The organism is Janibacter corallicola NBRC 107790 (genome assembly GCF_001570965.1).
Taxonomy (GTDB): Bacteria; Actinomycetota; Actinomycetes; order Actinomycetales; family Dermatophilaceae; genus Janibacter; species Janibacter corallicola.
The window spans coordinates 1-13607 of sequence record NZ_BCSR01000006.1; the positions used below are offsets into that span (position 1 = coordinate 1).

Genomic DNA, 13607 nt, shown 5'->3' on the forward strand with positions numbered 1-13607 from the left:
CACCAGCGCCGCACCCGCCAACGTGGCGGGTGGCAGCCGCGGACGATCGTCGCGCTGGCGGTCGTGTGGGTGCTGCTCTGGGACAAGGTCACGCTCGGCAACATCGCGAGCGGCCTGATCATCGGGGCCGTCATCACGCAGTTCTTCCCGCTGCCCTCGATCCAGTACCACGGGCGCCTCCACCCCTGGGGGCTGCTCGTGCTGGTCGCCCGCTTCCTCGGCGACCTCGTCGTCGCGGCCCTCGAGGTGGCCCGCGCGACTCTCGACCCGCACCCGCCGAAGGGCGGCTCCATCGTCTCGGTGCAGCTGCGGGTGCGCTCGGAGTTCTACATGACGATCATCGGCGCCAACGTCTCCCTCGTGCCCGGCTCGATCGTCGTCGAGGCCCGCCGCGCCGCCAACATCCTCTACATCCACGGCTTCCACGTGACGACCGAGGAGGGGCGCGAGGACCTGCGCCGTGAGGTGCTCGGCATCGAGGACCGCGTCGTGCGCGCCTTCGGCAGCGACGCGGAGATCGCCCAGCTCGACACCACCCCGGAGGTCACGTCATGACGGCCGTCATCGTCGACATCGCCCTCGTCCTCTTCATCGCCGCGGCCGCGCTGGTCCTGGTCCGGGTCCTCCGCGGCCCGACCGGCCTGGACCGGGCGCTCAGCCTCGACGTCGCCGTGGTCATCATCACCGGGATCATGTCGGCGCAGATCATGCACAGCGGCGACACCTCCGCGCTGCCGATCCTCGTCGTCTTCTCCATGACCGGCTTCGTCGGATCGGTCTCGGTGGCCCGGTTCATGGCACGGGAGGAGGATCCCAAGTGAGCTGGTCCGCCGCCCTCGACCTCGCCGGTGCCGTCCTCCTGCTGCTTGGGGCGCTGCTGGCCTTCGTCGGCGCGCTCGGGCTGGTGCGGCTCCCGGACATCTTCGCCCGGATGCACGCGGCCACGAAGCCCCAGATGCTCGGCCTGCTGCTCACCCTCGCCGGGCTCGCGCTGCACGTGCGCACCTGGGAGTCGGTGGCCACGATCATCGTCGTCGCCGGCGCCCAGGGCCTGACCGCCCCGGTGACCGCGCACCTGCTCGGGCGCGCCGGCTACCGGGCCGGAGTCGCGGTGCCCGAGCTGCTCCACCACGACGACCTCGGCGAGGACTACAAGCGGATGAAGCGGTAGCCGCCTCCTCGCGGGCCGCGTCGGCCCCCTTCGCCCCGGTCAGGCCAGGGGCTCGACGAAGACGTGCTGGGCCACGTCCAGGGGCAGCGTGACTCCGTCGGCGGCCGCGGCGCCGGACCGGGTGACGACCACCGAGCCCTCGGCCCCGGCCTCGGTCACCCACACGACCTCGCCCGGACGCAGCCGGGCACTGGTCAGCAGCGACAGCGCCTCGCGGTCGACCTGGGCCGGCTCGCCGATGCGCCGCACCCGGAAGTCCCCGCCCAGCTTCGCGTCGACGACCTCGACGAGGTTCATCAGCCCGGTGAGGTAGTCGTCGGAGGGCTCCTCGTCACCGCCGAGCAGCTCCTCGACGCCCGGGATCGGGGTCCCGTAGGGCGACTCCCGGTGCTCGGGCAGCATGGCCAGGATCTTGCGCTCCACGCGGTCGCTCATGACGTGCTCCCACCGGCACGCCTCGTCGTGGACGTACTCCCAGTCCAGGCCGATCACGTCGGAGAGCAGTCGTTCGGCGAGCCGGTGCTTGCGCATGACCCGGGTCGCCTGGTGCTGCCCCTCCTCGGACAGCACGAGGTGGCGGTCACGGCTCAGGCTGACCAGCCCGTCCCGCTCCATCCGGGCGATCGTCTGGGACACGGTCGGGCCCGAGTGCCCCAGCCGCTCGGCGATCCGGGCACGCATGGGAGGGATCCCCTCCTCCTCGAGCTCGAAGATCGTGCGGAGGTACATCTCCGTGGTATCGATGAGGTCCTTCACAGCCCCCATCATGCCTTGTCCGTGGCGGATCGGCCTCCCCCGGAGACTCCCACCCGGCTACGGTCGGCCCGCCCCACCCACAGGGTGGTCCAGCCGAGGCCGAGCAGCCCGGCCACGCCCAGGCTCACGGCAGCGACGGGCAGCGAGACCAGCGCGGTGACCGCCGTGAGCCCGAGCGAGCCGCCGGTGTTGCCGACCTCACCGCACATGCGCCATGCGGCGAGGAACTGGGCCCGGTCCAGCGCGGGTGCCGCGTCCGCCCCCAGGGTCATCACGATCCCGGAGCCGAGGCCGTTGCCGAGCGCCATGACGACGGCGACCAGGGTCAGGCTCGTCAGGGTCTGCGCGAAGGGCAGCAGCAGGAAGGCGACGGAGACCGTCGACATCACCGCCGCGACGATCCACACCCTCCCGAGCCGGTCCATGATCGCCCCACCCGGGTAGACGAGGCAGATCTCCCCGATCGCGGCCATGAGGAAGACCTGCGAGGAGGCGACACCGTCGAGGCCGATGTGCAGCGCCCACAGCGGCAGCAGCACGACCCGGGCGGTGCGCAACGCCGAGATCATCGCGACGCCGGCACCCTGGGTGAGCAGCAGCCGCAGGTTCCGTCCGGCGACGGAGGCGATACGGCCGGTGGGTTCGGCGGCGCGAGCCCGCTCGTTCTCCCTCGTCAGGTCCGGGCTGGCCACGACGAGGACGAAGGAGCCGAGGGCGAGCAGCACCGCCACGCCGTAGGCGCCCTGCAGCCCGAGCAGGGGGATCGCGAGGGAGCCGAGCGCAGGACCGAGCAGCATGCCGGTGCGCATCGACCCGCCGAGCAGGGACATCCCGCGGGCGAGCAGGTGCGAGGGCAGCACGTCGATCATGAACCCCTGCCGCGCCAGGAAGAAGGCGCTCGTCGCCGCCCCGGAGAGCAGCAGCGCCAGCGCCATGAGCCACAGCGAGGGCGCCCAACCGGCGACGACGAAGGCGAGCGCCTCCAGCAGTCCGGCGCGGGCCAGGGTCGCCCGCTCCCCGATCCTCGCGACGAGCCACCCGGCCGGCAGGGTGCCGAGCAGCTGACCCACCTGGGTCAGCGAGACGATGAGGGCTACGGTGCCGATGCCCGCGCCGAGCTCGTCGGCGCGCAGCGCGGCGATGGGCACGACGGCCCCCTTCGCCGCCGCGGAGAGGAGGGAGGGCCCGTACGCGGGTACGACGATCCGCCGCCACCGGAAGTCCGCGTCCGCACCCACCCGCCCCATCCTGCCTCCCTCGATCCGGTGCCGACGACGTGATTGGGTGGGAGGCGTGAGCACCGTCACCGAGGAGACCGTCGTCAGTGCGAACCGCTCCGGGCCGCCCGGGTGCGGCAACGGGGGCTGGGTCGCCGGCCTCGTCGCCGAGCGACTGGACGACCTCACCGCGGGCGAAGGGGGTGGCCCCGCCACCCACATCCGCCTCACCGCCCCGACGCCGCTGGAGCGCCCCCTTCGCTGGGAGGTCGCCGGCACCGTCGGCGAGCCCGAGGACCTGGCCGTCCACCTGCTCGACGGTGACACCCTGCTCGCCACCGCCACACACGTCCCCGCACCCGACCTCGAGGTGCCCGCTCCGGTGACGCCGGAGCAGGCGGCCGCCGCGGTCGAGTCCTTCGACCCCTCCGGCAACCCCTTCCCCACCTGCTACGGCTGTGGGCACGAGGCGAGCGACGGGCTGCACGTCTACGCCGCGCCCGTCCCCGGGCGCGAGGAGGTGAACGCCGCCCCGGTCGTCCTCGACGAGGAGGGGCTGGCGCCGGTCTTCACCGCGCTGGACTGCCCGGGGGCCTTCGCGCTCGGCTTCGAGGAGTCCATCCTCACCGGCAGCTTCACCATCACCGTCCACGAGGAGGTCCCCCGCGGACGGGAGCTCGTCGTCATGTCCTGGGTGGTCGGCCGCGAGGGGCGCAAGCGCCACACCGGCACCGCGCTGCTGGACGGGGACACCGTCCTGGCGACCGCCGCGACGACGTGGATCGCCCTGCGACCCGAGAGCACTGGAGGCACCCCGTGACGATCCCCACCCCGAACACCCCCGAGAGCGTCTTCACCTACGCCGCCCCGCGCCTGAAGTTCGGCCCCGGCTCGATCGAGGAGATCGGGCACGACGTCGCCGGGCTCGGGGCCCGGTCCGTGCTGGTGGTCACCGACCCGGTCCTCGCCGCGACGGGTCACCCCGAGCGGGTGGCGGAGGCCCTGCGCGCCGCGGGCCTGCAGGCGGAGGTCCACGACAGCGCCCACGTCGAGCCGACCGACACCTCGCTCACCGCGGCCGTGGAGCGGGCCAGGAGTGGCGCCCGTCCCGACGTCGTGGTCGCCGTCGGCGGCGGGTCGAGCATGGACACCGCCAAGGCCGTCTCGCTGCTGCTCAGCAATCCCGGCGAGCTGATGGACTACGTCAACGCACCCGTCGGCGGTGGCCGTGCCCCCGAGCAGCCCGTCCTGCCGATGGTCGCGGTGCCGACGACGACCGGCACCGGGGCGGAGTCGACGACGGTGTGCGTGCTCGACGTGCTCGCCGCGAAGGTCAAGACCGGCATCAGCCACGAGCGGCTGCGCCCGGTGCTCGCCGTCATCGACCCGGACCTGACCGCCACCCAGCCGGCGGGCGTGACCGCCTCGGCGGGGATGGACATCCTCTGCCACGCCCTCGAGTCCTGGACCGCGCGGCCCTACACCTCCCACGAGCACAAGCAGGCCCACGAGCGGGTGCCGTACTGCGGGGCGAACCCCATCGCCGACATGTTCGCCGAGCGGGCGATGCGGCTGCTCGCGGGGGCCTTCCGCCCCGCCGTCGCCGGGGATGACGCCGCGCGCACGGACATGGCCTTGGCGGCCACCTTCGCCGGGATGGGCTTCGGCAACGCGGGGGTGCACCTGCCGCACGCCGGTGCCTACCCGATCGCCGGGCGAGTGCACGACCTGGACACCGACTTCCGGCCCGACGGGTACGGGCAGGACCACCCGATGGTGCCGCACGGGATGTCGGTCGCGGCGACCGCGCCGGCCGTCTTCGCGCTGACCTTCGAGGCCGATCCCGAGCGCCACCTCGCCGCGGCCTCATGGCTCGACCCGCAGGGGCTGGACGCCGACGTTCCCGGTCCGGAGCGCCTCCCCGCCGTGCTGCGCCGGCTCATGCGCGACATCGGGCAACCCTCGGGCCTGGCCGAGATCGGCTACGGCGAGGCGGACGTCGACGCGCTCGTCGCCGGGACGATGCAGCAACAGCGCCTGCTCGCCAGCGTCCCGCGCCCCGTGACCGAGGAGGACGTCGCCGCGGTGATGCGCGCCTCGATGCACCACTGGTGAGGTGCGGGGGATGACAGGGAGCCGGTCCGGGGTGGGTGTCGGCCCGACTCACGGAAAGGTCCGGACTCACTACGCGCCGCGAGATGCGGGGAGAGCGGTCCGGACTTTTCCTTAGGGCCGCCCCCAGCCCCGGGCCGGCGACCGGGACGGAGCTCACGGCTGAAGGCGCTCCCGGCGCCAGGCGGCGGGGTCGTCCAGGCCCCCTTCGTCCACCCTGGACCACCGGAAGCGGTCGTGCAGTCGGTTGCTCCGGCCCGCCCACGCCTCGACGGCATCGCAGACGATCCGCCAGCCGCCCCACGTCCCCGGCCGGGGCACCGCACGCCCCTCGAAGCGTTCCTCGGCCCTCGCCCAGGCCTGCTCCAGCTCCTCGCGGCCACCCACGGGCGCCGACTGGTGGGAGACCCAGGCGCTGATCTGCGAGCCCCGGGGCCGCCCCGCGAAGTACAGGTCCAGCTCCTCCTCCCCGATCGGCTCGGCCCTGCCGCGGAAGCGGATCGCCCGGAACATCGCCGGCCACGTCAGCGTCGCCGCGAGCGCGGGCACCTCGCGCAGCTGGGCACTCTTGGCCGACTCGAGACTGGTGACGAAGCCCGGCCCCCGCGGGTCGAGGAAGCGCAGCAACACCGTGCGCACGTCGGGTCGCCCCTCCCCGTCGACCGTCGCGACGGCGATGGAGAGCGGCTCGGGCACGTCGCCCCGGTCCAGCTGCCGGGTGCGCGCGGCGGCCACCCACTCGGTGACCAGCGCGAAGGGGGCCGCCGGCACCTCGGCCTCCGCGAGACCGCCGCCGGTGTAGTCCAGGTGCTCGACCCGGATCGGCGTGCGCGGGATCATCCCGTCCGAGGGCTCGCTCATGCGGCCAGCCTACGACCGCGCGGGCGAAGCGCCCTACCCCTCGGTACGCTGCCGAGGTCACCGGGCAGGGCCTCTGCCCGGCACCCGTCCCCGAGCCCCCAGGAGTGTCGTGCGCCCTGCCTCCCAGCGCCGCTCGCGCTCCTCCCGGCGCGGCTCGCCCCCCGTCCTCGCCCGGTGGCGCGAGCTCGTCAGCACGAACGTCGACCGGATGGGGCCCCGCTACCGGCCGGCGCTGGACGGCTACCGGGGGCTCTTCGTCGTCCTCGTGATGCTCTTCCACTTCGGCGTGACGGCCCTCGCCGGGGGCTGGGTCGGCATCAACCACTTCTTCACCTTCTCCGGCTTCCTCATCGGCGGGATCCTCATCCGGCAGGCGCAGCGCAAGGGACGCATCGACGCGGTGGGCTTCTACCTGCGCCGGGCCCGTCGGATCATCCCGCCGATCGCGGTCCTCGTCACGGGCGTGCTCGTGCACACGCTGCTCGTGGACCAGGGCGATCGGCCGCAGACGGCCGGCGACGCCTTCGCGACGATGACGCTGTGGCAGAACTGGCGGCTCGTCCAGCGCGACGACCAGTACTTCGACCTCCTCGGTGAACCAAGCCCCCTTCGCCACGTGTGGACGCTCGGCGTCGAGGAGCAGTTCTACGTCTTCGTGCCCTTCCTCATCACCGCGGTCCTGCTGCTGCGCAGGCGCTTCGCACGCACGGCCGCGGTCCTCGGCCTGGCGGTCCTCTCGGCGGTGTGGACCGCCTGGCTCTCCGGCGACGGCGCGACCGGGTCGCGGCTGTACTACGGCACCGACGTGCGCGCGCAGGCGCTGCTCGTCGGCGTCGCGGCCGCGATGTTCTTCACCCCCGACAGACGAGGGCGCGCGCCGCGGATGGCCCGCTCCACCGCGGAGGCCATCGGCTGGGTGGGCACGATCGGGTCGGTCTGCGCCTTCTTCGTCCTCGACGAGACCGGCCGGTGGGTCTTCGAGATGGGCGGGATGCTGCTCTTCGCGCTGCTGGCGGCGTGCATGGGCGCCTCCTCGCTCGACACCCGCCCGCTGCGCATCAACACGATCTTCAGCCTGCCGCCGCTGGTCCACCTGGGCCAGATCTCCTACGGCCTCTACCTCTACCACTGGCCGATCGCGGTCTGGCTGCCGCTGGACCAGCTGCCCCAGGTCCTCGCGATCCTCGTCAAGCTGGCGCTCACCTGGGTCTGCGCGGTCCTCAGCTACCGCTTCGTCGAGCTGCCGGTGATGATCGGCGGCTTCCGCGCCCTCGTGCCCCGCGGCGTCCCGGGGGTGGCCCGCCGGTGGGTGGCGCCCGGCGTCCTCGCGGCGCTGACCGCCTGCGCGCTGCTGCTGAGCACCGCGTGGAGCTCGGCCATCGACGGTGACTGGAACGGCCGCCCCCTCCCCGGCGCCGCCACCTACCACCGCCCGGACACCGACCTGCACGTCGCCGTCGTCGGCAGCTCGATCGCCCAGTCGCTGCGGGACGGCTTCCACGGCGACGACTACCCCGGCCTGGACGTCAGCGGCCACACGCGGAGGGGGTCCTGCAACTCGATCCCGCTGACCTTCCGTTTCATGGGTGGCGGTGAGGTCCCCGAGGACGAGACCTGTGCCTCCTGGCGGGAGCGCTGGCCCACCGAGGTCGAGCACGCTGGTGCGGACATCGTCCTCTCCCCCGTGGAGACGGCGCTCACCCAGCCCCTGGTCGTGGACGGCCGCACGGTGGCGCCGGGCAGCCGTCGCCACGACGCGCTCATCCGCAAGACCCTGGACGCTCTTCTGGAGCAGACCCGCGGGACCGGCGCCCGCCAGCTGCAGCTGGTCAACGCGACCTGCCACGACGACCCCGCCGGGATCCGCGAGGGCGAGAAGGTCGGCGCCGTGAAGATCGACCCGACGGACACCAACACCGTCCTGCGGGAGTGGGCGAAGCAGGCAGACTCCCCCGACCTCGACGTGACCGTCCTGGACCTGAACAGCGTCGTGTGCCCGGACGGGAGATACCGCCCCGTCATCAACGGGGCCGAGCTCTACTCCGACCGGATCCACTTCTCCCGGCAGGGATCCGAGCTGGTCTGGACCTGGCTGGCGCCGCAGGTCGTCACGGCCTGGTCCTTCCGGGACGCGTGAGCGCTCAGTCCCGCTCGGCCCAGTTGGCACTGACCCGGCCGAGGACCCACTTCCAGACCATCGGCGTCGCCTCCGGGGAGAAGTGCAGGTAGTCGTTGAAGAGCTGGATGTCGTTGATCTTCTTCCGGTACCCGTCGGGGCACAGCGCTCCGTGCAGGTCGACCAGCCGGACGTCCTCGTGCCGGTCCGCCCAGTCCTTGACGACGCCGTTGACGTGCCGCGGGTCCTTGAACTCCTCGACGACCTGCGGGCTGGACTCGATGACGACGCGGAACTCCTCCGGGATGGCCTCGGGGCTCGCCTCCCGGCAGGGGACGGTGACGATCTGGACCTGCTCCGCGCCGGCGTCCAGCGCCTGCTCGCGCACCGTGTCGAGGCGGTCGGTGATCAGCTCCGCGTAGGCCGGGTCGTCGAACCAGACCCGCTCACCGTCGACGATGTGCGGGACGATGAGCAGCGGCGTGGCATAGATCAGCAGGACCTGGTCTCCGGACTCCTCGAAGCGCTGCGGCCACTCCTTCTTCGTGGCGGTGCACCCCGGCTTGTTCTCCATCCGGAAGCCGGGCGCCCAGCTCACCGGGGCCGAGAGCAGGTCGCACCCCTCCTCCGCGAGGTTGTCCACCTCGACCCCGGGGAAGCGGTCCTGCGGGAAGCGCTCGGCGAGGTAGTACGGCACGGAGTCGCCGTAGACCGCGATGCGCTCCGGGGAGCCCGGCTCGTAGGCCTGCTGGTCGGGGGTGATGTCCGGGGCGGGCGCCGTGGCGGCCGCGGCCACCTCGCTGTCGACATCGGCTGCGGGCGCGGTGCCGGCGACGGCCAGGCCGGTGGTGCCCAGCACGAGCACCGGCACGACGATCGCCGCGGCGGGGGCGCGCAGCCTCGGCAGCAGCCCCCGCACGCCGTGCTTGATCACCGGCCGCTCGAGGTAGCGGTAGGACAGGTGGGCCACGAGGATCGTCAGGGCCGAGTCGACGACGAGGGTGGCCGCCACGCTGCCGCCGAAACGCTCGGGGCCGAGCAGCAGCCGGATCGGCCAGTGCCACAGGTACAGCCCGTAGGAGAGGCGCCCGATGTAGGCGAGCGGGCGCCACCCGAAGGCGGTGACCACCCAGTTGGGGCGCGGGTCCACGCACGCGAGCACGAGCAGCGCCGAGCCGACCGCGAAGAGGAGCATCCCCCCGGCGTTGAACATCCACGCCGAGTAGGGCCCGACGAGGAGCATCGAGACCACGCTCGAGGCCACCCCGAGGGCCCCGGCGACGAGCGCGACCCGACGGGACGGGACGGGAGGCCGGCCACTGCGACCGGGCGCCAACCACACCCCGAGCGCGGCACCGACGAAGAGCGCCTGGGCCCGGGTGTCGGTGCCGTAGTACAGGCGCGGGTAGTCGCTGACGTCGTGGAAGCCCAACGTCGCGGTCCACGCGGCCGATGCGAGCGCCCCGACGAGCAACGCGATGGTCATCGCCCGGCGGGTGCGCAGCACGGCCATGAGGACGAGGACGACGAGCGGGACGATGACGTAGAACTGCTCCTCGATGGCGAGGGTCCACGCGTGACGAAGGGGGGTGGCCCCACCCTGGTCACCGAAGTACTGGTCCCCCTCGAGCACCAACCGCCAGTTCATGACGTAACCGAGCGTGGCCAGCACGTCCCCGCCGATCGTGCGCCGCACGGCCTCGTCGGCGAGGAACCGCGCGTAGACGAGGACGAAGCCCAGCACGAGGAAGAGCGCCGGGAGCAGCCGCCGGGCGCGGCGGCCGTAGAAGGCGAGCGCGTCGACCGTCCCGGTGCGCACCCGCTCCTCCACCAGCTGGCGGGTGATGAGGAAGGCGGAGAGGACGAAGAAGAGGTTGATGCCCACCCAGGCACCGGTGAGCACCGTCAGGCCGAAGTGGAAGGCCATGAAGCAGAGCATGAAGGCGCCGCGGACGCCGTCCAGCGCCGGGCTGTACCCAAGACGTGAGCGTGCCACCACCGCTCCTGTCCGGTCTGCCTGTCGTGCGCGGTCTGCTCCCTCGGTGGATGGTAGTGGCCGATCCCCCGAGGGGCAGTCGGACGTTCATCACATTCTCAGTGAGTGCACAATGGACGCTGGACCGTCGCTGATCAGGAGGCACCATGTCCGACACGGACGTCAAGCACGGACTCGAGGGAGTCATCGCCTTCGAGTCGGAGATCGCCGAGCCCGACAAGGCCGGGGGCGCCCTGCGCTACCGCGGCGTCGACATCAACGACCTCGTCGGCAAGGTCTCCTTCGGGCGCGTCTGGGGGCTGCTCGTCGACAACTCCTTCGACCCGGGCCTGCCGCCCGCCGAGCCCTTCCCGTTGCCGGTGCACACCGGCGACATCCGGGTCGACGTCCAGTCGGCCCTGGCGCAGCTCGCGCCGGTGTGGGGCTTCCGTCCCCTGCTGGACGTCGACGACGCGCAGGTCCGCGACGACCTGGCCCGCGCATCCGTCATGGCGCTGTCCTTCATCGCCCAGTCCGCCCACGGCCAGGACTCCCCGATGGTCCCCCAGAGCCGGGTGGACGAGGGCAAGAACATCGTCGAGCGCTTCATGATCCGCTGGCGCGGCGAGCCGGACCCCAAGCACGTCGAGGCGATCGACGCCTACTTCACCTCCGCCGCGGAGCACGGCATGAACGCCTCCACGTTCACCGCCCGGGTCATCGCCTCCACCGGCGCCGACGCCGCAGCCTGCCTCTCCGGCGCCGTCGGTGCCATGTCCGGGCCGCTGCACGGCGGGGCACCCTCCCGCGCCCAGCACATGATCTCCGGGGTCGAGCAGATGGGCGACGCCACGAAGTACGTCAAGGACGCGCTGGACCGCAAGGAGCGCCTCATGGGCTTCGGGCACCGCGTCTACCGGGCCTACGACCCGCGCGCGGCGGTGCTGCGCGAGACCTGCCGTCGGCTCGGAGCACCCCGCTACGAGGTCGCCCTCGAGCTGGAGAAGGCCGCCATCGCCGAGCTCGCGGAGCGCTACCCGGACCGGAAGATGGAGACCAACGTCGACTATTGGGCGGCGGTGCTGCTCGATTTCGCCGAGGTCCCCGGCGAGATGATGACCCCGCTCTTCGTGTGTGCCCGCAGCGCCGGCTGGTCCGCGCACGTGCTGGAGCAGAAGCGCACCGGCCGGCTCATCCGGCCGAGCAGTCGGTACGTCGGCCCCGGCAGCCGATCGATCACCGACGTCGACGGGTACGACGCGCTGCCGCGGGGCTGAGGACCGTGCGCACCCGGCTCCCCGCCATCGCGGCCACCGCGGGCCTCGCCCTGGCCCTGACCGCGTGCTCCGGCGAGGGCGCCGGCCCGGGCCCGACCGCGCCGGAGTCCGCCGCCTCGACGGCCGGTGGCGAAGGGGGCGGTCAGCCCCCTTCGTCGGAGAAGACCACGCCCACGTCCTCCTCGGAGGGGGAGGAGCCGACCTCCGCATCCGAGGGGTCCGAGACCTCCTCGGAGTCCTCCTCCTCGACCCCCACCGACACCGGGAAGCCCTTCGACCCGGAGGAGTTCACCGACCGCCTCCAGGCCGCGCTCGCCGACAGCCCCACGGCCCACATCTCGCTGGAGATCGAGGTCGACGGCAATGTCGCGATGAGCGCCGAGGGGGACCAGGACCTGGTCGCAGGGTCGCTCGACATGGACGTCGAGATGGCCGACCAGCAGCTCGGGTACCGCCTCGTCGACGGTGACTACTACTTCGAGCAGCCGCCGAAGTGGGTCCCGGTGACGCGGGACTCGGACAACACCGCCGTGCGGCAGGCGCTGGACCAGATCCAGGTGCTGAGCATGCGCAACCAGTTCGACGCCTTCGTCGCGGGGGTCGAGGACGCCGGCGTCAAGGGCCACGAGGAGGTCGGTGGGGTCCGCACCCGCCACTACACGGCCACGGTGGACACGACCCGTTCGATGGCCGAGCTCGAGGTGGACAAGGACGAGGGCATGCCGGACGCGATCGTCTACGACGTCTGGCTGGACCAGCAGGACCGCATCCGGCGGATCTCCTTCGAGCTGAACGGCGCGACGACGACGGTGAATGCCACGAGCTGGGGAGAGCCGGTCGACATCGAGGCGCCGACGGAGTCCGAGCTCGCCGAGTCCCCGTAGCGGACTCCCCGGCACCGCCGGGCCACGGTGCGCGAGAATCGCCCTCGTGAGCGAGATCAACATCCCGGCAGGCATCCTCCCCCGCGACGGCCGCTTCGGCTCCGGCCCCTCGAAGGTCCGGCCCGAGCAGGTCGCCCGCATCGGCGAGCTCGGCACCACCGTCCTGGGCACCTCCCACCGCAAGCCACCGGTGAAGGGACTCGTCGCCGAGGTCCGCTCCGGCCTGACCGAGCTGTTCTCACTGCCGGAGGGGTACGAGGTCGTCCTCGGCAACGGCGGCGCGAGCGCCTTCTGGGACATCGCGACGCTCTGCCTGGTCCGGGAGCGGGCACAGCACCTCGTCTTCGGCGAGTTCGGCGGCAAGTTCGCCGCCGCGAGCGCCGCCGCCCCCTTCCTCGCGGAGCCGACGGTGCGCACCGCCGAGCCCGGATCGCTCGTGGCGCCGGCGCCCGAGGCCGGGGTGGACGCCTACGCGTGGACGCACAACGAGACCTCGACCGGCGTCATGGCACCGGTGCACCGGGTCGAGGGCGGCGACGAGGACGCGCTCGTGCTCGTCGACGGGACCTCCGCGGCGGGCGGGCTGCCGGTCGACGTCGCCGCCACCGACGCCTACTACTTCGCGCCGCAGAAGTCCTTCGCCTCCGACGGCGGGCTGTGGCTGGCGGTCCTCTCCCCGGCGGCGATCGAGCGCGCGGAGCGGCTCGCCGCCACCGACCGGTGGGTCCCGCAGATCCTCTCCCTCACCGCCGCGATCGAGAACTCCCGCAAGGACCAGACGCTGAACACCCCCGCCGTCGTGACGCTGGCGCTCCTCGCCGAGCAGCTGCGCTGGATGAACGAGGGCGGCGGGCTGGACTTCACCACCGCCCGCAGCGCCGAGTCCTCCGGCCGGGTCTACGACTGGGCGACGAAGGGGGCCGCCACGACCCCCTTCGTCGGCGACCCGGCGGCGCGCTCCTCGGTGGTGACGACGATCGACTTCGTCGACGAGGTGGACGCCGGGGCCGTGTCCGCGGTGCTGCGGCGGCACGGCGTCGTCGACGTCGACCCCTACCGCAAGCTGGGCCGGAACCAGCTGCGCATCGCGACCTTCCCCGCGATCGATCCCGAGGACGTCTCGGCACTGCTCGCCTGCATCGACCACGTGGTCGAGCGGCTCTGAGTCACAGCGCGGCGATCACCGCGACGACGAGGACGACGGCGAGCACGAGCAGCGTCATCCGCCGGCGGAAGCC

General features: G+C 72.7%; 13 protein-coding genes. 9 read left to right on the top strand and 4 right to left on the bottom strand.

What is annotated here, in order from left to right:
* The 3 genes from JCO01S_RS03960 to mnhG all read left to right on the top strand — a co-directional run.
* Nucleotides 1-555: Na+/H+ antiporter subunit E (locus JCO01S_RS03960; RefSeq protein WP_068251060.1), on the top strand; the 555-nt coding region annotated here is incomplete at its 5' end.
* Nucleotides 552-821, top strand: coding sequence for an MrpF/PhaF family protein (locus JCO01S_RS03965; protein WP_068251063.1), 270 nt, complete (start codon nucleotides 552-554; stop codon nucleotides 819-821). The genes JCO01S_RS03960 and JCO01S_RS03965, both read left to right, overlap by 4 nt.
* The gene (gene mnhG / locus JCO01S_RS03970) at nucleotides 818-1171 is read left to right on the top strand and encodes a monovalent cation/H(+) antiporter subunit G (protein WP_068251069.1); all 354 of its coding nucleotides are present in this window, start codon (nucleotides 818-820) and stop codon (nucleotides 1169-1171) included. The genes JCO01S_RS03965 and mnhG overlap by 4 nt, the downstream gene beginning before the upstream one ends.
* 39 nt (nucleotides 1172-1210) lie before the next feature.
* Here mnhG and JCO01S_RS03975 read toward each other — a convergent pair whose 3' ends face one another.
* Together JCO01S_RS03975 and JCO01S_RS03980 are read right to left on the bottom strand one after the other, a co-directional pair.
* The gene (locus JCO01S_RS03975; protein ID WP_084342610.1) at nucleotides 1211-1936 is read right to left on the bottom strand and encodes an iron-dependent transcriptional repressor DtxR; all 726 of its coding nucleotides are present in this window, start codon (nucleotides 1934-1936) and stop codon (nucleotides 1211-1213) included.
* On the bottom strand, nucleotides 1936-3174 hold the full coding sequence (locus tag JCO01S_RS03980; RefSeq protein ID WP_068251075.1) for an MFS transporter: 1239 nt from the start codon (nucleotides 3172-3174) through the stop codon (nucleotides 1936-1938). The genes JCO01S_RS03975 and JCO01S_RS03980 overlap by 1 nt, the downstream gene beginning before the upstream one ends.
* A gap of 46 nt (nucleotides 3175-3220) precedes the next feature.
* Between JCO01S_RS03980 and JCO01S_RS15855 the strand changes: the two genes are divergently transcribed.
* Together JCO01S_RS15855 and JCO01S_RS03990 are read left to right on the top strand one after the other, a co-directional pair.
* On the top strand, nucleotides 3221-3964 hold the full coding sequence (locus tag JCO01S_RS15855) for a hypothetical protein (protein WP_068251078.1): 744 nt from the start codon (nucleotides 3221-3223) through the stop codon (nucleotides 3962-3964).
* Nucleotides 3961-5259 carry a hydroxyacid-oxoacid transhydrogenase gene (locus JCO01S_RS03990; protein ID WP_068251081.1) on the top strand — a complete coding sequence of 433 codons (1299 nt, stop codon included), beginning with the start codon at nucleotides 3961-3963 and terminating at the stop codon, nucleotides 5257-5259. The genes JCO01S_RS15855 and JCO01S_RS03990 overlap by 4 nt, the downstream gene beginning before the upstream one ends.
* A 153-nt stretch (nucleotides 5260-5412) precedes the next feature.
* On the opposite strand, the gene pdxH is transcribed toward JCO01S_RS03990, so the two are convergent.
* Complete coding sequence (gene pdxH / locus JCO01S_RS03995) at nucleotides 5413-6117, bottom strand: pyridoxamine 5'-phosphate oxidase (RefSeq protein WP_068251084.1); 705 nt, start codon at nucleotides 6115-6117, stop codon at nucleotides 5413-5415.
* A 109-nt stretch (nucleotides 6118-6226) separates the two neighbouring features.
* On the opposite strand from pdxH, the gene JCO01S_RS04000 reads away from it, so the two are divergent.
* Nucleotides 6227-8254: an acyltransferase family protein gene (locus JCO01S_RS04000; RefSeq protein WP_068251087.1), complete on the top strand. Its 2028-nt coding sequence runs from the start codon at nucleotides 6227-6229 to the stop codon at nucleotides 8252-8254.
* 4 nt (nucleotides 8255-8258) lie between these two features.
* Here the strand turns inward: JCO01S_RS04000 and JCO01S_RS04005 are convergent, their stop codons facing one another.
* The gene (locus JCO01S_RS04005; RefSeq protein ID WP_068251089.1) at nucleotides 8259-10229 is read right to left on the bottom strand and encodes an acyltransferase family protein; all 1971 of its coding nucleotides are present in this window, start codon (nucleotides 10227-10229) and stop codon (nucleotides 8259-8261) included.
* A 146-nt stretch (nucleotides 10230-10375) separates the two neighbouring features.
* Between JCO01S_RS04005 and JCO01S_RS04010 the strand changes: the two genes are divergently transcribed.
* From JCO01S_RS04010 to serC, 3 genes are read left to right on the top strand one after another with little or no spacing between them, the layout of a single operon-like run.
* On the top strand, nucleotides 10376-11485 hold the full coding sequence (locus JCO01S_RS04010; protein WP_068251092.1) for a citrate synthase 2: 1110 nt from the start codon (nucleotides 10376-10378) through the stop codon (nucleotides 11483-11485).
* A gap of 5 nt (nucleotides 11486-11490) precedes the next feature.
* Entirely contained in the window at nucleotides 11491-12369 is an 879-nt protein-coding gene (locus JCO01S_RS04015; RefSeq protein ID WP_068251095.1) for an LppX_LprAFG lipoprotein, read from the top strand.
* Between the two features lie 55 nt (nucleotides 12370-12424).
* The gene (gene serC, locus JCO01S_RS04020; RefSeq protein ID WP_245634326.1) at nucleotides 12425-13534 is read left to right on the top strand and encodes a phosphoserine transaminase; all 1110 of its coding nucleotides are present in this window, start codon (nucleotides 12425-12427) and stop codon (nucleotides 13532-13534) included.
* Nucleotides 13535-13607: the final 73 nt, after the last annotated feature.